Genomic DNA, 21,670 nt, shown 5'->3' with positions numbered 1-21,670 from the left:
GGATCGCGCGCGTGTATCGATCCGCCCCGTTCGTCCGTACCGCCGCGGCCGGCTGCGCCCTGCTCGTGCTGACGCTGGCCGGGTGCGACGGCGGCGTCCGGGGCACCCCGGGCGGGACCGGCGTACAGGACCCGTACTTCCCCAGGGCGGGCAACGGCGGGTACGACGTCAGCCACTACGGCCTGACCCTCGACTACGACCCGGACCGGCGTCACCTCACGGGGACGGCGGTCATCACCGCCCGGGCGACCAAGGATCTGTCCGCCTTCGACCTCGATCTCAGCGGGCTCGACGTCCGGAGCGTCACGGTGGCGGGGAAGGCCGCCTGGTTCAGCCGGGCCGGGCAGGAACTCACCGTGCGGCCGCACGACGATCTGCTGAAGGGGGAGACGTTCAGCACGACGGTGCGCTATTCCGGGCGCCCGCAGGTCGTCGTCGACCCCGACGGATCGCGGGAGGGCTGGCTGCCCACCGCCGACGGTGCGCTCGCCCTCGGCGAGCCGGTCGGGTCGATGGCGTGGTTCCCGGGGAACAACCACCCGTCCGACAAGGCCGCGTACGACATCGCGGTCACCGTGCCCGAGGGGCTGCGGGCCGTCTCCAACGGTGAGTTGGGGAGCGAGACGACCAGCGGGGGGCGTACGACGTTCCGGTGGCGCACCGCCGAGCCGATGGCGAGCTATCTGGCCATGGTCGCGATCGGCCGGTTCGAGATCACCCGCTCCACGACGAGGAGCGGCCTGCCCGTGTACGTCGCCGTCGAGCCGTCCCAGGCGCGGGAGAGCCGGGCCGTGCCGGCCAGGATCCCGGAGGTCGTCGAGTGGGCGGAGCGGCGCTTCGGCCCGTATCCCTTCTCCTCCACCGGCGCGGTCGTCGGCCGTCGCGAGGACGCCGGTTACGCCCTGGAGACCCAGAACCGGCCCGTCTTCGCCGGCGCGCCCGACATCGCGACCCTCGTCCACGAACTCGTCCACCAGTGGTTCGGCGACTCGGTCACCCCGAAGAGCTGGCGTGACATGTGGCTGAACGAGGCCTTCGCGACCTACGCGCAGTGGCTGTGGGAGGAGGACCACGGCGGCCGGACCGCGCAGCAGGCCTTCGACGCGCTCCTGCGCGGCGACTACTTCACCGACGACGCCGCGAACGAGGAGGTGTGGGCCTTCCCGCCCGCGAGGCCCAGCGGTGCCGGGCACATCTCCGGACGGCCCGTGTACGAGCGCGGCGCGACGGTGCTGCACAGGATCCGCCAGGCGGTCGGCGACCAGGCCTTCCAGGACATCGTCCGGGGCTGGGCCGCCGCCCACCGCCACGGCAACGCGGACACCGCCGACTTCACCGCCTACGTGCAGAAGAAGGCCCCGGACACGGACTTCGCCGGGATCTGGGCCGACTGGCTGTACGGGGACGGCAGACCGGCGGGTCCCTGACCACGGCCGGCCGGCCGACCGTGATCGTCGGACCGGCCGGCCGTGGTCGCCGGATCGCGTCCGTCAGACGTTGACGCCGAAGTCCTGGGCGATGCCGACCAGGCCCGAGGCGTAGCCCTGGCCGACGGCGCGGAACTTCCACTCCGTGCCGTTGCGGTACAGCTCGCCGAAGACCATGGCCGTCTCGGTGGCCGCGTCCTCCGACAGGTCGTAGCGGGCGATCTCGGCGCCGCCGGCCTGGTTGACGATGCGGATGTAGGCGTTGCGGACCTGACCGAAGTTCTGGCCGCGGTTCTCGGCGTCGTAGATGGAGACCGGGAAGACGACCTTGTCGACGTCGGCGGGGAGCCCGGCGAGGTTGACGTTGATCGCCTCGTCGTCGCCCTCGCCCTCGCCGGTGACGTTGTCGCCGGTGTGGACGATGGTGTTGTCCGGGGTCTGCTTGTTGTTGAAGAAGACGAAGTGCTGGTCCGAGTAGACCTTGCCCTGCGCGTTGACCGCGATCGCGGACGCGTCCAGGTCGAAGTCCGTGCCGGTGGTGGTGCGGACGTCCCAGCCGAGGCCCACGGTGACAGCGGTCAGGCCCGGAGCCTCCTTGGTGAGCGAGACGTTGCCACCCTTGGACAGGCTTACAGCCATTGTTGGGAGTCCCTTCCCTCGTTGCGTATGCGGACGAAGCTACCGCCACCCATAGGAACGCCGAGGGGGGTCCTCCGAGTTCCGCGTCCCTTTACCTTTTTTACCCACCCGGATCGAACACGCCCGCGCCGAAAACATGATGACGTGACGGGGCGGGGAGGGGAACATGGACGACATGTCCGGTCCCCATCTCATCCGCGGCTCCGTCGCGCTCCCCGAGGCCGAACTGGCCTGGCGCTTCTCGCGGTCCTCCGGGCCCGGCGGCCAGCATGTCAACACCACGGACTCCCAGGTGGAGTTGCGCTTCGACCTCGCCAACACCGAGGCGCTGCCCGAGGTGTGGAAGCAGCGCGCCCTCGAACGCCTCGCGGACCGGCTCGTCGACGGCGTCATCAGCGTGCGCGCCTCCGAGCACCGGTCCCAGTGGCGCAACCGCGAGGCCGCCGCCGTGCGCCTCGCCGCGCTCCTCGCCGAGGCGACCGCGCCCCCGCCCAGGCCCCGCAGGCCCACCCGCATCCCACGCGGCATCAACGAGCGCCGGCTGCGCGAGAAGAAGCAACGCTCGCAGACGAAGCGGGGACGCTCGGGAAAGGACTGGGGCTGACCGGCGTCACGCCGCCGACGGGACGCCGACGCGACCGTGCGGTGGCCGGGCACGGCGCGCGGACGGACGCCGGCCCGGCTCGGCGGTAGCCGGACACCGGACGCGGTCCCGGCGTCAGCGCAGGTGGCGGTAGCGGCCGCGGTAGTACAGCAGGGGTTCGTCGTTCGTGCCGGGCAGGCGGGCCGTCAGGACGCGGCCGATGACCAGGGTGTGGTCGCCCGCCCGCACCCGCTGCTCGGTGCGCAGTTCCAGGGTGGCCAGGGCGCCGGTCAGCAGCGGGGCGCCGGAGACCTCGCCGCGGGTGTGGGGGAGGTCCCGGAACAGCAGGCGGTCGCTGACCCGGCCCTTCATGGCGAAGCGGCCGGCGATGGCGTGCTGGCTGTCGGCCAGGACCGAGACCGCCCACAGGGGCTGTTCGGCGAGCAGGTCGTCCATGCGGGAGCCCTCGCGCAGGCTGACCAGGGCCAGCGGCGGGTCCAGGGACACCGACATGAACGCCGTCGCCGTCATGCCCGCGTCCTCGCCGGCCGGAGCCCGCGGGTCGTCCGGGTCCAGCGGCGGCTCCTGCGCGGTCACCAGGACCACACCGGCGGCCAGCCTGGACATCGCGGCACGGAACTCCTCGTCGGTCACCCCCTCAGCATGCCCGGACGGCGGTCCCTGCCGCCCGAGCGGAGCCGGCTCGGCGGAGGTGGTGGGACAGGGGGCGGGCGGCACGGAGGAAGGGTTCAACACACACGGAACGCTAACCACCGGCCCGCCACCGCCGCATCGGACCCGGGCCCGAACCCGGACCTAGGACCAGCGGCCGAGCAAGTCGTGCATCATGTCCCCACAGCCGCGTGGCCCGCGTTCATCAAACGCACAGCGGAAAGACAGAAACCGCACTCAATCGTTCACGTTCATCTGTGACTTGAGTCACAAGAGCTGTGAATTGTTGACCCTGTGTACCGAGTGGGCTTCGCGCTGTGATTCAGTGGCTGAGAATGCGCAGACGATACGCCGAACAGCACCCTTGATTCGCTGGCGAGGTCTCGGGGGGAGGGCGAGCATGGAGACCGACTCGGAGCCGTACGTCCGCCTGGCGTCCTTGCGGAAACTTCACCAGGTCATGGCGGACATGAACACCGCGCGAAGCCTCGCGGACACACTGCAGACCGTCGCCGACGGCGTGGTGCAGGGCCTGGGCTACGAGCTGGCCTGCGTCAACCTCGTGCGCGCCGACGGCGACCTCGTGGTCGCCGCCCTGGCCGGGAACTCCGCCGCCGAGGCGCTCATCACCGGCCGCGTCGGCTCCCGGGAGTCCTGGGACCGCCGGCTGGCCATGGGCGAGCAGTGGGGCGGCCTGGTCTTCATACCCCACACCGAGGGCTGGGTCCTCGACGACGACGACGTCCCCACGTGGTACACCGACGGGCCCGCTCCGCGCTTCGAGGACGAGTGGCACCCCGCCGACCGGCTCTTCGCGCCCATGGACGTCCCCGGCGGAGCCGGCGGCTCCTCCGGCGAACTGCTCGGCGTGATCTCCGTGGACAGTCCGCGCAACGGCCGCCGGCCCGGCGCCTGGGGCCGCGAGGCCCTCCAGATGTACGCCTTCCAGGCGGCCATCGCGATCAGCAACGCCCGGCTGCGCTCCAACATGCAGCGCGCCCTCATACGCCTGGAACGCGAGCAGCAGGCCCTGCGCGCCAGCGAGGAGAGCTTCCGCCAGGCCTTCGAGTACGCGCCGTCCGGCATGGCCATCGCCGAGATGGGCGGTGACCAGCACGGCCGGATCCTGCGCACCAACGACGCCCTGTGCCGGCTCCTCGGCCGCCCCGCCTCCGCCATGCGCCGCTACTCCTTCTCCGACCTCGTCCACCCCGAGGACATAGGCACGCTGCTGCGGACCTCGGCGGAGGGCGGCCGGGCGGAGCTGCGACTGGGCCGCCGCGACGGCTCCTACGTCTGGGTGTCCCTGCGCAACTCCGTCGTCGCGGACGCCGCCGACGGGCCCCGCTTCCTCCTCACCCACGTCGAGGACATAGAGGAGCGCAAGCGCCGCGAGCTCCAGCTCGCCCACCGCGCCTCCCACGACTCCCTGACCGGTCTGCCGAACTCCGCCGAGCTGCGCGCCCGCCTGTCCTCCCGGCTGTGCCGGCGGTCCCAGACCGCGCACGGGGACGACCCCGAGTCGCAGGACACCGCACACGGCCACCCCGGCTACGACGTCGGCGACCACGGTTTCGACTTCCGGCCGGGCACCGAGGCGTACGACGCCTACGACCACCACGTGCACACCATCGCCCCCGAGGGCGACCACGACGACGGCACCAAGGGCCTCGCGGTCCTCTTCTGCGACCTCGACGGCTTCAAGTCGATCAACGACCGGTTCGGGCACAACGCGGGCGACGCGGTGCTCATCGAGGTGGCCCGGCGGCTGGGCAACGGCGTGCGCGACGGCGACACCGTGGCCCGGCTCGGCGGCGACGAGTTCGTGATCCTCGCCGACGGCCTCGGCCGGGCCGACGCCCAGGACCTCGCCGTACGGCTGCGCAACGAGATCATCCAGCCGATCCGTGCCGAGGGCCGGGCCGTCCGGGTGGGGGCGAGCTTCGGCATCGGGTGGGCCCACTGCGGAATGACGGCGGACGAAGTGTTGAAATCAGCCGACGAGCGGATGTACGTCGAGAAACGATCTCGTCCCAAACAACATCGCCGCGCCGGATGATCCGCAGGTCAGCCGACTTGTGCGGCGTGAGTCACCCGTTTGGGCCCGGCGGAGCGGGTAGGCTCGCATTTCTCACGACGTACCGCCCGACCCCGCACCTGTTGAGGAGTACCAAGGGATGACGCCCGGCAACAGCGGCGCGAGCACGCCCGAGGACGACGACCCGTTCGGTTACCTGTACGCCGACGGTCAGGCCAACGGAGCCCAGCCGCCCTCCGGCGGTTACGGCTACCCGAACGCGGTCAACCGGGTCCACACGGTCGGTCAGCGGCAGTACGGCCAGCAGCCCCCCGCGGCGCCCCAGGGCCAGGTCCCGCAGCAGCAGGGCACGTACGGCAGGCCGAACTCCCACTACGCCGCCCCGGAGACCCTTCCGGGCGGCGCGCCCACGGGCCGCCAGTCGGGCCAGGGCGGCGGCGGACGGGGTCCGAACACCAAGGGTCTGCTGATCGGCGCCGTCGCGGTGGTCGCCGCGGTCGTCATCGGCATCGGCGTGGCCATGCTCAACGGTGACTCCGACGACAAGGGCGACAAAGCGGGAGGCGACACGCCCCCGACGGCCACGCAGAGCACCGAGCCGAGCCCTTCGGCGAGCAGCAGCGCACCGAGCGACGGCGCGTTGCCGAAGACGGACGCCGAGGCGCTGGATCTCGGCGGCGGCGCCGCCAAGGCCTCGGACATCAAGGGCGCCCGGTCGGCCGGCGGCGTCTATGTGACGAACTTCAACAACGTCGGCGCCTCGGCCACCTGGACCGTCAACGACATCCCCGAAGACGGCAAGTACACCGTGTTCATCGGTTACGGAGTCCCGGGCAAGGACGGCACCGCCACTCTGACGGTCAACGGCACCGCGTCCGACAGCCCGATCAAACTGAAGAACTGGGCGCACGCAGCCGAGGGGGACTACGAGAAGGGCTGGACGAAGACCTTCAACTGGATGCAGCTCAAGAAGGGCACGAACACCATCAAGATCTCGTGCGAGCCGGGCGACCAGTGTGACGCGAACTTTGACAAGCTGTCGCTGGCCAAGGGCTGGGTCGACTCGGAATGACGCTCACGCCGCGCTGACCTCCCCCGTCACCGCCACCTGCCCCAGCAGCCTCTCGTAGGCGGCGCGGTCGAACTCGCCCGCCGCCGGGGACAGGACCGTCGCCGCCGACAGGGCGACCGCGCGGGTCAGGCGGTCCGGCCAGGGGAGGTTCTCCACCAGTCCTGACAGCAGGCCGGCGACCGCGGAGTCACCGGCGCCGGTCGGGTTGCCGTGGACGCGGGACGGCGGGGCGGCCCGCCACAGGCCGTCGGAGGTGTGCGCGAGCAGGCCCTCCGCGCCCAGGGAGGCGACCACCGCGCGGGCACCGCGCCGTCGGGCGTCCTGGCTGGCGCGCAGCGGATCGTGGGAGCCGGTGAGCTCGGCAAGCTCGTCCGCGTTCGGTTTGACGATGTCGGGGCGGGCCGCCATCCCCCGCCGCAGGGCCTCGCCGCTGGTGTCCAGCAGGACGGGGACCCCGGCCGCCCGCGCCGTCCGGACCAGACCGGCGTACGCGCCCACCGGCAGCCCGGGGGGCAGGCTGCCGCACAGCGCCACCGCCGACACCGAGCCGAGCAGGTCCTCGTACACGTTCTGGAAGGCGGACCACTCGGCGGGGCCGACGACCGGTCCCGGCTCGTTGAGCTGGGTGGTGTCGCCGGTGCGCGCGTCGACGACGGCTATGGTGCGCCGGGTCGCTCCCGCGACCGGGACCAGCGCGTCCACCACACCCGGTGCCTCGGACGCGAGCCGGTCCCGCACCTGGCGCCCGGTGGACCCGCCCGCGAAGCCGGTGACCGTCACCGCATGGCCGAGGGCCGCCAGCACCCGGGCCACGTTGACGCCCTTGCCGCCGGGGCGCTCGGTCACCTCCGACACCCGGTGGCTGGCGTGCGGCCGCAGGGACGGCACCCCATAGGTGATGTCGAGAGCGGTGTTCAGCGTGACCGTGAGGATCACCGGGCCGGCCTCCCCCGAGTAAGCGCGTGTCCGCCGCGAAGTTCCGAAGACACGATCATGCCAAAGACACGGCCCCGCCGCCCACCCCGCTGCCCGGCCACCGCGGCCGGGCAGACGGACGGATCAGCCCAGTTGGGGCTCAACCACCCAGGCGCCCCGCCGCATCACGCCCTTGAGGGCGAAGTCCTCGTCGAGCAGCACGAGATCGGCGTCCTTGCCGGGTTCCAGGGAACCCACCCGGTCGTCCATCCCGAGCAGCCGGGCCGGATTGGCGGACAGCGCGGCGACCACGTCCGTGACGGGCAGCCGGTCGACGGTCACCGCCCGGTGGAACGCCCGGTCCAGGGTCAGGGTCGAGCCCGCGATCGAGCCGCCCTCCGCCAGTCGTGCCACCCCGTCCGCGACCTCGACCTGGAGCGGGCCGAGCAGGTAACGGCCGTCGCCGACCCCGGCGGCGTCCATGGCGTCGGTGATGAAGGCGACCCGCTGTGCGCCCGCGTGGTGGAACGCCAGCTCCAGGGCGGCGGGGTGCAGGTGCACTCCGTCGTTGATCAGCTCGACCGTGACCCGCTCGTCCTCCAGCAAGGCCGCGATCGGGCCGGGGGCGCGGTGGCCCAGCGGCGGCATGGCGTTGAACAGGTGGGTGGCGACGGTGGCCCCGGCGTCGATCGCCTCCACCGTCTGCTCGTACGTCGCGTCCGTGTGCCCGATCGCCGCGATCACGCCGTGCTCCGTGAGCAGCCGTACGGAGTCGATGCCGCCGGGCAGTTCGGTGGCCAGGGTCATCATCCTGGCCCGGCCGCGGGCGGCGTCGATCAGCTTGCGCACCTCGGCGGGGTCCGGGGCGCGCAGCAGTTCCTCCGAGTGCGCTCCCTTGCGGCACGGCGAGATGAACGGCCCCTCGAAGTGGATGCCCGCGATCTCGCCCTGCTCGGCGAGTTCCGACAGCAGCCCCGCCTGCTTGACGAGGAGGCCCATGTCGTCGGTGACGGTCGAGGCGACCAGGGTGGTGGTGCCGTGCTCCCAGTGGGTGCGGACGGCGGTCAGCACGTCGTCGGCCGTGCCGGAGAAGGAGGCGCCGCCTCCGCCGTGGTTGTGGATGTCGACGAAGCCGGGGACCAGCCAGTGCCCGCGCACGTCGAGGGTCTCGGCGTCCTCCCGGGCGTCGCCGGCGATCCGCGTGCCGTCGACGATCACACGGCCGCCGTCCACGATCCCGGTGGGCAGCACCACCCGGGCTCCGGTCAGAACCTTGCTGGGGGCCATCAGGCGGTTACCTCCGGAGAAGTCGTAGAAGTGTTGAGCAGGTCCCAGGCCAGGAGCCCCGCGCCCAGGCAGCCGGCGGTGTCGCCCAGGGCCGCGGGGACGATCGACGGCAGCTTCTGGAAGGTGACGCGCCGCTGGACCGCCTCGCGCAGCGGCGCGAACAGCGTCTCGCCCGCCTCGGCGAGCCCGCCGCCGATGATCAGCGTGCGCGGGTCCAGCAGGGTGAGCGCGGTGACCAGCCCGTCGGCGAGCGCGTCCACCGCCTCCTGCCAGACCGTTTGCGCACCGGCGTCCCCGGACTCCACGGCCTTGGCGCAGTCCGCCGCGTCCGCGTCCGGGTCCCCGCATGCCTCGGCCCACGCCTGACTGACCGCCGACGCGGAGGCGAACCGCTCCAGGCAGCCGCGCTGCCCGCACGGACAGTCCAGGCCGCCGGGGCGTACGACGATGTGGCCGATCTCGCCCGCGAAGCCGTGCGCGCCCGCCTCCACCCGGCCGTCGATGCCGATCGCGCCCGCGATTCCGGTGCCCAGCGGCACGAAGAGGAACCGGTCCGCGCCCCTTCCCGCCCCGATCCGGCCCTCGGCCAGTCCGCCGGTGCGCACGTCGTGGCCCAGGGCGACGGGGGCGCCGAGCCGCGCGGCGAGCAGCTCGCGCAGGGGGACGTCACGCCAGCCGAGGTTGGCCGCGTAGGCGGCGATGCCGCGCGCCTCGTCGACGATGCCGGGGACGGCGACACCGGCCGCGGACGCCTCCTGCCCCAGGTGCCGGACGCCGTGGGCACGCAGTTCCGCGGCGAAGTCGAGGATGCCCTCGACGACGGCGTCCGGCCCGCGCTCGCGGCCGGTCGCCCGGCGGGCCCGGTGCAGCAGGGAGCCGTCGGCGGCGACCAGCGCGGCCTTCATCCCGGTGCCGCCCACATCGAGGGCGATGACGTGTTTCACGTGGAACAGTGTGGACCGTCGACCGGGAGAGGTCTAGTCCACTTGCTTGGTGCAGACCAATTGTGTCCACTTGGTGACGCGGGGACGGCCGGAACGGCGCGGACGGGCCCGGCGAGGGCCGCTGTCGGTGGCGGAGGCTACGGTGCCTGGTATGGACGACGACGAGGAGCAGGGGCTCGGCCGCAGGGAGCGCGGCATCCTCGCCCTGGAGCGCCGCGGCTTCACCGGCCCCGGCGCGAAGGAGCGCGCGATACGCGAGGAGCTCGGTCTGTCGCCGGTCCGCTACTACCAGCTCCTCAACGCCCTCCTCGACGACACCCGCGCCCTCGCCCACGACCCGGTCACGGTGAACCGCCTCCGCCGCGTCCGCGAGACCCGCCGCGCCGAGCGCTGAACCCGCGCCGGGCCGCGAACGCGCCCGAGCGCCGAGACCCGTGCCCGGCGGAGGAATGCGCCGGGCCCCGGAGGGATAGGTTCGCCCCATGGGTAGTCAGGACCGTCACTCCGCCGACTCGACCGCCTCCGTCTCCTCCCTGCCGGCGCCCGTCACCCGGGCGGGGCGGGACGGGCTCGCCGCGATCCTCGCCCGGCCCGAGCGCGCGCTGATCGCGCTCGACTTCGACGGGACGCTCGCGCCGATCGTCCCCGACCCCGACCAGGCCCGCGCCCACCCGGACGCCGTGCCCGCGCTCTCCGCGCTCGCCCCGAAGGTGGCCGCCGTCGCGGTGGTCACCGGCCGCCCGCCCGGCGTCGCGGTGCGCCACGGCGGCTTCGAGGGCGTACCCGGCCTGGAGCACCTGGTCGTCCTCGGCCACTACGGAGCCGAGCGCTGGGACGCCGCCACGGGCACGGTCACCGCCCCGCCCCCGCACCCCGGCGTCGCCGCCGTCCGCGCCGAACTGCCCGGCCTCCTCGACCGGACCGGCGCCGGGCACGGCGCCTGGATCGAGGAGAAGGGCCGCTCGGTCGCCGTCCACACCCGCCGCGCGGACGACCCGCAGGCCGCGTTCGAGGCGCTGCGCGAGCCCCTCGCCGGCCTGGCCGCCCGCCACGGGCTGATCGTCGAGCCCGGCCGCATGGTCCTCGAACTGCGTCCCCCGGGCATGGACAAGGGCGTCGCCCTCCTGGACTGCGCCCGCGACCTGGGCGCCACGTCGGTCCTGTACGCGGGCGACGACCTGGGCGACCTCCCGGCCTTCGCGGCGGTCGGCGAACTCCGCTCGGACGGAGTCCCGGGCGTCCTGGTCTGCAGCGGCAGTACGGAGGTCACCGAGGTGTCGCGGCGGGCCGACCTCGTGGTGGACGGCCCCGCCGGGGTGGTGGCACTGCTGAGGAACCTGGCCGACCGCCTCGCGTAGCCTCGCGTAGCCCCCCGTCCGTTCAGCCGCCCAGCTCCTGGAGCTGGTCCAGGAACCACTGGGCGGGCGGCAGCGCGGTCGCGGCCGCGGCCAGCCGCTTCGTCCGCTCCGCCCGCTCGGGATCCGGCATGTTCAGCGCCCGGTGCAGCGCACCGGCCGTCCCCACCACGTCGTACGGGTTGACGACGACCGCGTCCTCGCCCAGCTCCGCGTACGCCCCCGCCTCCCGCGACAGCACCAGCGCGCACCCCGAGTCGGAGACGACCGGCACCTCCTTGGCGACCAGGTTCATCCCGTCCCGGATGGGGTTGACCAGGGCCACGTCGGCGATCCGGTACGCCGCGAGCGACCGCGCGAAGTCGTCCTCCACGTGCAGCAGGACGGGGGTCCAGCCGGGCGTCCCGTACCGGGCGTTGATCTCCTCGGCCACCCGCCGCACCTGCTCCGTGTACTCCCGGTACACCGCGAGGTCCTGCCGCGAGGGGTAGGCGAACGCCACGTGCACCACCCGCTCGCGCCACTGCGGGCGCTGCTCCAGCAGCTCCCGGTACGCGTGCAGCCCCCGCACGATGTTCTTGGACAGCTCGGTCCGGTCCACCCGCACGATCGTCCGGCGCGGGCCACCGTCCGGTCCGGTGCCGATCTCCTCGCGCAGCGCCGCCATCCGCTCCTCGACGTCGGCCCGGTGCGACCGTTCCCGCAGGAACTCCGCGTCCGCGCCCAGCCCGTGCACCCCGATCCGGGTACCCCCGAGCCCGCCGACGAGCGCGTCGCAGCACCCGGCGAACGCGTCGGCCCACCGCTGGGTGAGGAAGCCCAGCCGGTCCGCGCCCAGCATTCCGCGCAGCACCTGCTCGGCGATGTCGTCGGGGAGGATCCGGAAGTAGTCCGCCGGCGCCCACGGCGTGTGCGAGAAGTGCCCGATGCGCACATCGGGCCGGAAATCGCGCAGCATCCCCGGCACGAGCGTCAGGTGGTAGTCCTGCACCACCACGGCCGCCCCCTCGGCCGCCTCCTCCGCGAGCGCCTCGGCGAAGGCCAGGTTGTAGGCCTCGTAGGACTTCCACAGGCGCCGGAACCCGGCGTCGAAGACCGGCTCCAGCGGGGTCTGGTACAGCATGTGGTGGACGAACCACAGCACCGAGTTGGCGATGCCGTTGTAGGCGTCGGAGAAGACCCGCGCGTCGATGTCGAGCATCCGCACCTGCTGCCCGCCGGTCGCCTCGGACGGCAGCCGGCGCCCGCCCTCGAAGCGGCCCGCCGCCTCCCGGTCGGCGTCGCTCAGCGCGGCGCACACCCACACCACCCCCGCCTCCGGGCCGATCGCGGAGAGCCCGGACACCAGCCCCCCGCCACCGCGCCGGGAGTGGAGTGAGCCGTCCTCGCGCACCTGATACGAAACCGGGCCGCGATTGGACGCGACCAGCACCTCGGCACCGTGCGTAGAAGCCATAAGCCTCAACCTAGCCCGGCCCCGAAACGCTCAAACGTACGGTTCCGCTTCGTAGCCGCCGGAAAGCGGGCGAGGCCGTTGTTTCACGCCACCTGCCGGGCCGCGTACTCCGCGACCTCGGCCATCGGCGGACGCTCCTCGGTGTCCACGGGGTGCGTCCGCGGCTCGAAGCCGTTCTCGCCGCGCTCGAACTGGGTGAGCCTGGGGCGCACGAGATGGCCGCGGGCCAGGCGGAGCTGGGCGGTGCGGTAGATCGCGGCGGCCATCCTGCCGAGCGCCTGCCCGTCCTGGTGCCGGTGCCTGCGCACCCCGACGTCGACCTGCGCGAGCGCGTCCAGGCCCACCAGGTGCAGCGCGTCGACCAGCATGCCCAGCTCGACGCCGTAGCCGACCGGGAAGGGCAGCTGTTCGAGGAGTGAGCGGCGGGCCGCGTACTCGCCGCCGAGCGGCTGCACGAAGCCGGCGAGCTGCGGCCAGTGCATGTTGAGCAGCGGGCGCGCCATCAGCTCGGTGACCCGTCCGCCCTGCCTGGCGGCGGCCGAGGCGGAGGCGTCCCGGCCGGGCACGGTGAAGGGGCGGTCGTACATCGCCTTGACCAGGTCGACGTCGCGTTCGGTGAGCAGCGGGCCCACGATGCCGGTGACGAAGTCGGAGGAGAACTCCCGCAGATCGGCGTCGACGAAGCAGATGACGTCCCCGCGGGTGACGAGCAGGGAGCGCCACAGCACCTCGCCCTTGCCCGGCACCGCGGGCAGGCGCGGCAGGATCTCGTCGCGGCGCACCACCCGGGCGCCCGCGGCGGCGGCCACCTCGAAGGTGCGGTCGGTGGAGCCCGAGTCGACGACGACGATCTCGTCGACGAGCGGCGCCCGCTCCACCAGGTCGCGGCGGATCACCGCGACGATGTCGCCGACCGTCGCCTCCTCGTTCAGCGCGGGCAGCACCACGGAGACCGACTGACCGGTGCGCTGCTTGGCCGCCAGGATCTGGTGCAGCGGCCGGTCGGCGACGGACCAGGAGCGGGTGGCCAGCCAGCGCTCGACTTCTTCCAGCACGGTCAGCGGCTCCTCACTGTCGTCCCGCGACTGTCGTCTCGCGGTGTCGTCTCGCGGTTCGGACGACCGTCTCCGCCGTCCTGGCCTTCCGTTACAGTCTTGAACAACGCGGACGACCATCCCATGCCGGGGGTCGACTCCGCCTCACAACCGAATACAGCTCATCCAGAGGGGCAGAGGGACACGGCCCGATGAAGCCCCGGCAACCCTCCAGCCGGTTCTCGTATCGACCGCTGTGCGCGCACAGCCGATCGTCCTCGCGAGGCTCCCGGCTAGGGAAGGTGCCAAATCCGTCTCACGGCGAGATGCGTCGTGAGGAAGATGAGGAGAAAGGGCCTCGCCTCACATGGCTGTGCAGACCGTTGCAAGCAGCACCGATTCCACCGTGGACCTCGGCCCCGCCGCGGCACTGAGCTGTCGCGAGTGCGGTCACCGCGTCCCTCTCGGCCCGGTCTTCGCCTGCGAGGAGTGTTTCGGCCCGCTGGAGATCGCCTACGACTTCTCGGCCTACGACACCGAGGAGCTGCGCAAGCGGATCGAAGCGGGCCCCGCGAACATCTGGCGCTACGCGCCGCTGCTGCCCGTCCCCGCGGACGTCGCCGGCAAGCCGAACCTGAACCCGGGCTGGACCAAGCTCGTCCAGGCCGACCGCCTCGCCGGTGAACTGGGCGTGACCGGCGGGCTGTACGTGAAGGACGACTCCGGCAACCCGACGCACTCCTTCAAGGACCGCGTGGTCGCCCAGGCGCTGGAGGCGGCCCGCGCCTTCGGCTTCACCACGCTCTCCTGCTCCTCGACCGGCAACCTGGCCGGTGCCGTCGGCGCCGCGGCCGCCCGTGCCGGACTGCGCTCCTGCGTGTTCATCCCGCACGACCTGGAGCAGGGCAAGGTCGTGATGGCCGCGATCTACGGCGGCGAACTCGTCGGCATCGAGGGCAACTACGACGACGTGAACCGCTTCTGCTCCGAGCTGATCGGCGATCCGGCCGGCGAGGGCTGGGGCTTCGTCAACGTCAACCTGCGGCCGTACTACGCCGAGGGCTCCAAGACGCTGGCGTACGAGATCTGCGAGCAGCTCGGCTGGCGGCTGCCGGACCAGATCGTCGTGCCGATCGCCTCGGGCTCCCAGCTCACCAAGGTCGACAAGGGCCTGCGGGAGCTGATCGAACTCGGACTGGTCGAGGACCGGCCGTACAAGATCTTCGGCGCCCAGGCCGAGGGCTGCTCTCCGGTGTCCACCGCCTTCAAGGCCGGCCACGACGTCGTGCGGCCGCAGAAGCCGGACACCATCGCCAAGTCCCTGGCCATCGGCAACCCGGCCGACGGCCCGTACGTCCTGGACATCGCGCGCCGCACCGGAGGCGCGGTGGAGGACGTGACCGACGAGCAGGTCGTCGACGCGATCAGGCTGCTGGCGCGGACCGAGGGCATCTTCGCGGAGACCGCGGGCGGTGTGACGGTCGGCGTGACGAAGAAGCTGGTCGAGAACGGCGTCCTCGACCCGACGAAGACCACCGTCGTCCTCAACACCGGCGACGGGCTGAAGACCCTGGACGCGGTGGCCGGCACCGGCCTGACCGCGACGATCCGTCCGACCCTGGACTCCTTCCGAGAGGCTGGCCTGGCATGAGCGTGACCGTCCGCATCCCCACCATCCTGCGCACCTACACCGGCGGGCGGGCCGAGGTGAGCGCCGAGGGCGCGACCCTGTCCGACGTCATCTCTGACCTGGAGAAGAACCACACGGGCATCGCGGCCCGGGTCCTGGACGACCAGGGCAAGCTGCGCCGCTTCGTCAACGTGTACGTCAACGACGACGACGTCCGGTTCGAGCAGGGCCTTCAGACGGCCACTCCGGACGGCGCGGGCGTCTCGATCATCCCCGCGGTCGCCGGCGGCTGATCATTACCTTCGGTAATTCCGGTCACGCAGAGTTCATCGAGTTGCCCCTTCCGTGAGAGATACGGAGGGGGCAATTCTGTGTGATTGAACGCGGTAGAGTTGGGGAACGCGCCCCCGAACTCGGAATCCGGGGCCATGGAATCCTGCCGTGGGCCCGGTAAGAAGTAGCCAAAGTCTGCGAGCCTTTTGTGGTATTTGCCTTGTTCGTGGGGCCCGAATTGCCCTGAATTCGCGTGAATTCTTCCTATATTCCGGACCGTGTGCGTCCAGATTTCTCGTCCGATTGACCTGTTGCAGAGGGCAGTTGGGCAGATACATTCGGCCGCGGTCGACGCGTTCCGGCGCACGCCCCCGATTCACGGGGGGTGAGGTCTGACCCGGGTCCGCGAAGTGCGGATCTGTGCAAGGGCCAGTAATAGGGGAGTTAGGCATGGCTCAGGGCACCGTCAAGTGGTTCAACGCGGAGAAGGGGTACGGCTTCATCGCGGTCGACGGTGGTGCGGACGTCTTCGTCCACTACAGCGCGATCCAGATGGACGGCTACCGCACGCTGGAAGAGGGCCAGCGGGTCGAGTTCGAGATCTCGCAGGGCCAGAAGGGTCCGCAGGCCGACATGGTCCGCGTCACGGCCTGAATCGCGCGACCACCGCAAGCGACGTTCTTCTTCGGAAGGGCCCGCACCTCCGCTGCCGGGGTGCGGGCCCTTCGCCGTGCCCGCGCCCCGCCCGGGTGTGCCGGCCTCGTGCGCGGCTCCCTCGCCGGGGCCGGCCGCCGGTGTTCGCGCGCGGCTGACTCCCCGCCGACCACCCCGAAGGCGCTTGCGCCCACCCGTCACCCGACCGCCACCCCTCATCGAGCCCGCTTCGCGGGCGCACCTTGCACTCGGAGGGGTCGAGTGCTAATCATTGGCGTTAGCACTCTGAAGGTGAGAGTGACAACGAAGGACCGGGTCGGTGAGGCCACGGGCCAGGTGGGGCAAGGAACCACCTCAGGCCGGGGCCGTCCGTCGCGGGCGCGGGCGCGGTCCGAAGGAATCACCCCCAGTCCTGGAGGGACCACTTCACATGGCCAAGATCATCGCGTTCGACGAGGAGGCGCGGCGAGGCCTCGAGCGCGGCATGAACCAGCTCGCGGACGCCGTCAAGGTGACCCTCGGCCCCAAGGGCCGCAACGTCGTCCTCGAGAAGAAGTGGGGTGCCCCCACGATCACCAACGACGGTGTCTCCATCGCCAAGGAGATCGAGCTCGAGGACCCGTACGAGAAGATCGGCGCCGAGCTGGTCAAGGAAGTCGCCAAGAAGACGGACGACGTCGCCGGTGACGGTACGACCACCGCGACCGTGCTCGCCCAGGCCCTGGTCAAGGAAGGCCTGCGCAACGTCGCCGCCGGTGCCAACCCGATGGCCCTGAAGCGCGGTATCGAGCGCGCCGTCGAGGCCGTCTCCGCCGCCCTGCTCGACCAGGCCAAGGAGGTCGAGACCAAGGAGCAGATCGCCTCCACCGCCTCCATCTCCGCCGCCGACACCCAGATCGGCGAGCTCATCGCCGAGGCCATGGACAAGGTCGGCAAGGAAGGCGTCATCACCGTCGAGGAGTCGCAGACCTTCGGGCTCGAGCTCGAGCTCACCGAGGGCATGCGCTTCGACAAGGGTTACATCTCCGCCTACTTCGCGACCGACATGGAGCGCATGGAGGCGTCGCTCGAGGACCCGTACATCCTCATCGCCAACTCCAAGATCTCCTCGGTCAAGGACCTGCTCCCGCTCCTGGAGAAGGTCATGCAGTCGGGCAAGCCGCTGCTGATCATCGCCGAGGACGTCGAGGGTGAGGCCCTGTCGACCCTGGTCGTCAACAAGATCCGCGGCACCTTCAAGTCCGTCGCCGTCAAGGCCCCGGGCTTCGGCGACCGCCGCAAGGCCATGCTCGGCGACATCGCCATCCTCACGGGCGGCGAGGTCATCTCCGAGGAGGTCGGCCTCAAGCTGGAGAACGCGACCCTGGACCTCCTGGGCCGCGCCCGCAAGGTCGTCATCACCAAGGACGAGACCACCATCGTCGACGGTGCCGGCTCGACCGACCAGGTCGCGGGCCGCGTGAACCAGATCCGCGCCGAGATCGAGAACAGCGACTCGGACTACGACCGCGAGAAGCTCCAGGAGCGCCTGGCGAAGCTCGCCGGCGGTGTCGCGGTCATCAAGGCCGGTGCCGCCACCGAGGTGGAGCTCAAGGAGCGCAAGCACCGCATCGAGGACGCCGTGCGCAACGCCAAGGCGGCCGTCGAGGAGGGCATCGTCGCCGGTGGTGGCGTGGCCCTGCTCCAGACCACCAGCGTCTTCGACAAGCTGGAGCTCGAGGGTGACGAGGCGACCGGCGCACAGGCCGTGAAGCTCGCCCTGGAGGCCCCGCTCAAGCAGATCGCCGTCAACGCCGGCCTCGAGGGCGGCGTCGTGGTGGAGAAGGTCCGCAACCTCACCCCGGGCCACGGCCTGAACGCCGCGACCGGTGAGTACGTCGACCTGGTCGCCGAGGGCATCATCGACCCGGCGAAGGTGACCCGTTCCGCGCTGCAGAACGCCGCCTCCATCGCCGCGCTGTTCCTCACCACCGAGGCCGTCATCGCCGACAAGCCGGAGAAGGCCGCCGCGCCGGCCGGCGGCGGCATGCCGGGCGGTGACATGGACTTCTGATCCCTCAAAGGATCGGATCCGTCCTTCACGTACCGAGGGCGGCACTCCCTGGAGACAGGGGGTGCCGCCCTCGGGCGTGTTCCGGGTCACAGGAGTGGATCAGTGGAATGCCGTGGCCGGTGGGGCAGTTGACGCCGGTGCCCGGCCAGGCGCGCGTGCGTGCCGGCCGGTACCGACCACGATTTCGAGGAGCCCCCCACCGTGACCGTCACCGCTTCCGAATCCGGGTCCGCGTCCCGCGCGGCCGAGATCCTCTCCCGCCCCGTCACGCTGAACGGCCTCACCGTCCCCAACCGGATCGTGATGGCGCCGATGACCCGGATGTTCTCGCCGGGCGGCGTCCCCGGCGAGGACGTGCTGTCGTACTACGCCCGCCGTGCCGCCGCGGGTGTCGGCCTGATCGTCACCGAGGGCACCTACGTGGGGCACGACTCGGCCGGGCAGAGCGACCGCGTGCCGCGGTTCCACGGCGAGGAGCAGCTCGCGGGCTGGGCGAAGGTCGCCGAGGCCGTGCACGCGGCGGGCGGCACGATCGTGCCCCAGCTCTGGCACATCGGCATGGTGCGCAAGCCGGGCCAGCAGCCGTTCCCCGAGGCGCCCGCCGTGGGCCCCTCCGGGCTGCGCATCGGCGAGTCCGAGGTGACCGGCAGGGCGATGACGCGGACCGACCTGGACGACGTCATCGGCGCGTTCGCCGAGGCGGCCGCCACCGCGGAGCGCATCGGCTTCGACGGCGTGGAACTGCACGGCGCCCACGGCTACCTGCTCGACCAGTTCCTCTGGGCGGGCACCAACCGCCGCACCGACGCCTACGGCGGCGACGCGGTGGCCCGTACGAGGTTCGCGGCGGAGCTCGTGGCGGCGGTACGCGCGTCCGTCTCGCCCGGCTTCCCGGTCCTCTTCCGGTACTCCCAGTGGAAGTCGGGAGCCTACGACGCCCGTCTGGCCGAGACGCCCGAGGAGCTGGAGGCGATCCTGTCGCCGCTCGCCGCGGCCGGGGTGGACGTCTTCCACGCCTCCACGCGCCGCCACTGGATGCCGGAGTTCGAGGGCTCGGACCTCAACCTCGCGGGCTGGACCAAGAAGCTGACGGGCAAGCAGGCCATCACCGTCGGCTCGGTGGGTCTGGACGGCGACTTCGTCAAGGCGTTCCAGGGTGAGGGCGCGGAGGTCGGCAGCCTCGACAACCTGCTGGACCGGCTGGAGCGCGACGAGTTCGACCTGGTGGCCGTGGGCCGCGCGCTGCTCCAGGACCCCGAGTGGGCGGCGAAGGTCCTCGGCGGCCGCTTCGACGAGCTGAAGCCGTACGACGCGGCGGCGCTGGAGACGCTGAGTTGAGCTGACACGAGTCGCGGGGCGGCGGCTGCCTCAGGGCGGGCGCCGCCCCTTCTCCTGTGTCTCTTCGGCCCGGCGGCCCGTCCGGACTCTGCCCCGGGGGCCTTCCCGGCGGGATATTCACTTGCTTAAGTCAATCAAGTCCAATTAAGGTTGCCTGAGTCAAGTACACCTGCTCTCCGACGGAGACCTTCCTTCATGTCCGACGCACTCGCCCGGCCCGCCGCGGCCGGGCAATCCGCGCCCCGGCCCAACGCCGTCGTGGCCGTACTCGCCTTCGGCGGCATCGTGGTCTCGCTGATGCAGACCCTGGTGATCCCGATCATTCCCGAGCTGCCCCAGCTCCTGCACGCCTCGGCGTCGGACACCGTATGGGCCGTCACCGCCACGCTGCTCGCCGCGGCCGTGGCCACCCCGGTCACGGGCCGCCTCGGCGACATGTACGGCAAGCGCCGCATGCTCCTGCTGAGCCTGGCCATGCTGGTGGCCGGCTCGGTCACGGCCGCGCTGAGCGACTCCCTGACGCCGATGATCGTCGGCCGGGCCCTGCAAGGCCTCGCCTCCGGCGTCATCCCGCTCGGCATCAGCATCATGCGCGACGAACTGCCCGCCGAGCGGCTCGGTTCGGCGACCGCGATGATCAGCGCCTCGCTCGGTGTCGGCGGCGCCCTCGGACTGCCCGCCGCCGCGCTGATCGCCGAGAACCTCAACTGGCACATGCTGTTCTGGGTCTCGGCCGGCCTGGGCGTCGTGGCGGCGGCACTGGTGCTGGGCCTCGTGCCCGAGTCGGCGGTGCGCACCGGCGGCCGCTTCGACCTTCCCGGCGCCATCGGTATGGCGGTGGGCCTGGTCTGCCTGCTGCTGGCGATCTCCAAGGGCGCCGACTGGGGCTGGGGCAGCGGCACGACCCTGGGCCTGTTCGCGGCGGCGGCCGTGGTCCTGGTCGTCTGGGGCCTGTTCGAACTGCGCGTCGAGGAACCCCTGGTGGACCTGCGCACCACGGCCCGCCGCCAGGTGCTGGTGACCAACCTCGCCTCGGTGGCCATCGGCTTCGCGATGTTCTCGATGTCCCTGGTCATCCCGCAGCTGCTGCAACTGCCCGAGCAGACCGGCTACGGCCTCGGCAGGTCGCTGCTGGCGTCCGGCCTGGTCATGGCGCCCTCCGGCCTGGTCATGATGGCCGTCGCCCCGGTGTCGGCGATCGTCTCGCGGACCAGGGGCCCCAAGGTGACGCTGATGATCGGCGCGCTGATCGTGGCCGCCGGCTACGGCCTCAACATCGCCCTGATGAGCGAGGTCTGGCACTTCGTCCTGACGTCCTGCGTGATCGGCGCCGGCATCGGCTTCACCTACGGCTCGATGCCCGCGCTCATCATGAGCGCCGTCCCCGCCTCCGAGACGGGTGCGGCGAACAGCCTCAACACCCTGATGCGCTCGATCGGCACGTCGGTCGCCAGCGCGGTCGCGGGCGTGGTCCTGTCCCACATGACCACCGCCTTCGGGCCCTACCAGCTGCCCTCCGAGGACGGCTTCCGCACGGTCCTCGCCATCGGCGGCGGCGCCGCCCTGCTCGGCTTCCTGGTCGCGTCCTTCATCCCGCGCCCGCGCCCCGCGGCGCCGGGGGAGCCGACGGCGGCCGGTGAGCCCGCGCCCGCCGGGGCGAAGGTGCCGTAGGCGCCGGCCCCACGCCCTACGGGTTGCCCGGGTTGCCCATGGGCTCGATGTCGGCCCGCGCCGGATGGCCCCAGATCCGCACCACCTCGTAGTCCGTGAACTCGTGCACGAGCCGGTAGGCGGGGGCGGCGCGCGGGGCCCGGAGCTGGGCGGCGATGAACAGCTCGGCCTCGCGCCGGTCCCGGCGCGGAGTCCCGCACAACTGCCACTCCCGCCCGTTCCACAGCTCCGGCAGCCACCGCTGCTGGGGCTGCGGCCGGTCCTCGCGGACGCCGTAGCGGGACGGGGCGGAGGCGGCGGGCCCGGCGGCGCGGCGCGCGTACGAGGCGTACGCCCCGTCGACCTCGGAGCGGCGGGCGGCCCGGCGCCGGGTCTCGCACAGCAGACACAGGTCGGGCGCGCTCTCGTCGACGGGCCCGTTCGGATGCTCGGGGCAGCGGGTGGCGGGCGCGGCCGTCGTGACGGTCTCGTCCAGCAGGTCGAGAGCGCGCCGGAGGTCCGCCTTCACCTCGTGGAGCCTGGCGTCGGGCGTCTCCGCGGAGAGCGCCTCGCCGTGCTCGCCGAGCAGACGCAGTGCCCGCCCGAGGGCGGTGAGCTGGGCGTGGTTCATGGTGTCCTCCAGCGTAGGA

General features: G+C 72.0%; 20 protein-coding genes and 1 riboswitch. Of the genes, 12 read left to right on the top strand and 8 right to left on the bottom strand.

Annotation, left to right across the window (positions count from 1 at the left end):
- Positions 1-11: 11 nt before the first annotated feature.
- On the top strand, positions 12-1,427 hold the full coding sequence (locus ACIOWN_RS16845) for a M1 family metallopeptidase (RefSeq protein WP_362345799.1): 1,416 nt from the start codon (positions 12-14) through the stop codon (positions 1,425-1,427).
- A 63-nt stretch (positions 1,428-1,490) separates the two neighbouring features.
- Here ACIOWN_RS16845 and ACIOWN_RS16840 read toward each other — a convergent pair whose 3' ends face one another.
- A complete protein-coding gene (locus ACIOWN_RS16840; RefSeq protein ID WP_401982604.1) occupies positions 1,491-2,066 on the bottom strand; it encodes a TerD family protein in 576 nt (191 codons plus the stop codon).
- Between the two features lie 166 nt (positions 2,067-2,232).
- Between ACIOWN_RS16840 and arfB the strand changes: the two genes are divergently transcribed.
- Complete coding sequence (gene arfB / locus ACIOWN_RS16835) at positions 2,233-2,670, top strand: alternative ribosome rescue aminoacyl-tRNA hydrolase ArfB (protein ID WP_100569040.1); 438 nt, start codon at positions 2,233-2,235, stop codon at positions 2,668-2,670.
- Positions 2,671-2,784: 114 nt separating this feature from the next.
- On the opposite strand, the gene ACIOWN_RS16830 is transcribed toward arfB, so the two are convergent.
- Positions 2,785-3,303 (bottom strand): flavin reductase family protein, encoded by a 519-nt coding sequence (locus tag ACIOWN_RS16830; protein ID WP_362345796.1) that lies wholly within the window; start codon positions 3,301-3,303, stop codon positions 2,785-2,787.
- Between the two features lie 418 nt (positions 3,304-3,721).
- On the opposite strand from ACIOWN_RS16830, the gene cdgB reads away from it, so the two are divergent.
- Together cdgB and ACIOWN_RS16820 are read left to right on the top strand one after the other, a co-directional pair.
- Entirely contained in the window at positions 3,722-5,380 is a 1,659-nt protein-coding gene (gene cdgB, locus ACIOWN_RS16825; protein ID WP_362345794.1) for a diguanylate cyclase CdgB, read from the top strand.
- A gap of 118 nt (positions 5,381-5,498) precedes the next feature.
- On the top strand, positions 5,499-6,431 hold the full coding sequence (locus ACIOWN_RS16820) for a carbohydrate-binding protein (RefSeq protein ID WP_362345792.1): 933 nt from the start codon (positions 5,499-5,501) through the stop codon (positions 6,429-6,431).
- Between the two features lie 3 nt (positions 6,432-6,434).
- Here ACIOWN_RS16820 and ACIOWN_RS16815 read toward each other — a convergent pair whose 3' ends face one another.
- The 3 genes from ACIOWN_RS16815 to ACIOWN_RS16805 all read right to left on the bottom strand — a co-directional run bounded on the left by ACIOWN_RS16815 (position 6,435) and on the right by ACIOWN_RS16805 (position 9,577).
- The gene (locus ACIOWN_RS16815; RefSeq protein ID WP_362345790.1) at positions 6,435-7,367 is read right to left on the bottom strand and encodes a 1-phosphofructokinase family hexose kinase; all 933 of its coding nucleotides are present in this window, start codon (positions 7,365-7,367) and stop codon (positions 6,435-6,437) included.
- 123 nt (positions 7,368-7,490) lie between these two features.
- Positions 7,491-8,633 carry an N-acetylglucosamine-6-phosphate deacetylase gene (nagA, locus tag ACIOWN_RS16810; RefSeq protein WP_401982601.1) on the bottom strand — a complete coding sequence of 381 codons (1,143 nt, stop codon included), beginning with the start codon at positions 8,631-8,633 and terminating at the stop codon, positions 7,491-7,493.
- On the bottom strand, positions 8,633-9,577 hold the full coding sequence (locus ACIOWN_RS16805; RefSeq protein ID WP_362345787.1) for an ROK family protein: 945 nt from the start codon (positions 9,575-9,577) through the stop codon (positions 8,633-8,635). Before ACIOWN_RS16805 ends, nagA begins: the two co-directional genes overlap by 1 nt.
- Before the next feature lie 151 nt (positions 9,578-9,728).
- Here ACIOWN_RS16805 and ACIOWN_RS16800 point away from each other — a divergent pair, with 151 nt between their 5' ends.
- Complete coding sequence (locus tag ACIOWN_RS16800) at positions 9,729-9,971, top strand: DUF3263 domain-containing protein (RefSeq protein WP_326803038.1); 243 nt, start codon at positions 9,729-9,731, stop codon at positions 9,969-9,971.
- A gap of 88 nt (positions 9,972-10,059) precedes the next feature.
- The gene (gene otsB / locus ACIOWN_RS16795; RefSeq protein WP_362345785.1) at positions 10,060-10,935 is read left to right on the top strand and encodes a trehalose-phosphatase; all 876 of its coding nucleotides are present in this window, start codon (positions 10,060-10,062) and stop codon (positions 10,933-10,935) included.
- Positions 10,936-10,957: 22 nt separating this feature from the next.
- Here the strand turns inward: otsB and ACIOWN_RS16790 are convergent, their stop codons facing one another.
- Both ACIOWN_RS16790 and ACIOWN_RS16785 read right to left on the bottom strand, forming a co-directional pair.
- On the bottom strand, positions 10,958-12,388 hold the full coding sequence (locus tag ACIOWN_RS16790; protein WP_401982599.1) for a trehalose-6-phosphate synthase: 1,431 nt from the start codon (positions 12,386-12,388) through the stop codon (positions 10,958-10,960).
- 83 nt (positions 12,389-12,471) lie between these two features.
- Positions 12,472-13,443 (bottom strand): glucosyl-3-phosphoglycerate synthase, encoded by a 972-nt coding sequence (locus tag ACIOWN_RS16785; RefSeq protein WP_362345781.1) that lies wholly within the window; start codon positions 13,441-13,443, stop codon positions 12,472-12,474.
- 158 nt (positions 13,444-13,601) lie between these two features.
- Positions 13,602-13,771: riboswitch (SAM riboswitch) on the top strand.
- 18 nt (positions 13,772-13,789) lie between these two features.
- Between ACIOWN_RS16785 and thrC the strand changes: the two genes are divergently transcribed.
- From thrC to ACIOWN_RS16755, 6 genes are all read left to right on the top strand, one after another.
- On the top strand, positions 13,790-15,073 hold the full coding sequence (thrC, locus tag ACIOWN_RS16780; protein WP_401982597.1) for a threonine synthase: 1,284 nt from the start codon (positions 13,790-13,792) through the stop codon (positions 15,071-15,073).
- Positions 15,070-15,345: a MoaD/ThiS family protein gene (locus ACIOWN_RS16775; protein ID WP_100569029.1), complete on the top strand. Its 276-nt coding sequence runs from the start codon at positions 15,070-15,072 to the stop codon at positions 15,343-15,345. Before thrC ends, ACIOWN_RS16775 begins: the two co-directional genes overlap by 4 nt.
- A gap of 430 nt (positions 15,346-15,775) precedes the next feature.
- Complete coding sequence (locus ACIOWN_RS16770) at positions 15,776-15,979, top strand: cold-shock protein (RefSeq protein WP_004986573.1); 204 nt, start codon at positions 15,776-15,778, stop codon at positions 15,977-15,979.
- 430 nt (positions 15,980-16,409) lie between these two features.
- Positions 16,410-18,032, top strand: coding sequence for a chaperonin GroEL (gene groL, locus ACIOWN_RS16765; RefSeq protein WP_362345778.1), 1,623 nt, complete (start codon positions 16,410-16,412; stop codon positions 18,030-18,032).
- A 201-nt stretch (positions 18,033-18,233) separates the two neighbouring features.
- On the top strand, positions 18,234-19,370 hold the full coding sequence (locus ACIOWN_RS16760; protein WP_401982595.1) for an NADH:flavin oxidoreductase: 1,137 nt from the start codon (positions 18,234-18,236) through the stop codon (positions 19,368-19,370).
- Positions 19,371-19,565: 195 nt separating this feature from the next.
- Entirely contained in the window at positions 19,566-21,041 is a 1,476-nt protein-coding gene (locus tag ACIOWN_RS16755) for an MFS transporter (RefSeq protein WP_362345775.1), read from the top strand.
- A 16-nt stretch (positions 21,042-21,057) separates the two neighbouring features.
- Here the strand turns inward: ACIOWN_RS16755 and ACIOWN_RS16750 are convergent, their stop codons facing one another.
- A complete protein-coding gene (locus ACIOWN_RS16750; protein WP_362345773.1) occupies positions 21,058-21,651 on the bottom strand; it encodes a hypothetical protein in 594 nt (197 codons plus the stop codon).
- Positions 21,652-21,670 lie beyond the last annotated feature (19 nt).

The sequence above is a fragment of the Streptomyces sp. NPDC087787 genome (assembly GCF_044743035.1).
Taxonomy (GTDB): Bacteria; Actinomycetota; Actinomycetes; order Streptomycetales; family Streptomycetaceae; genus Streptomyces.
The sequence above is the reverse complement of the archived record's forward strand: the minus strand, read 5'-3'. Positions and strand labels throughout refer to the sequence as shown.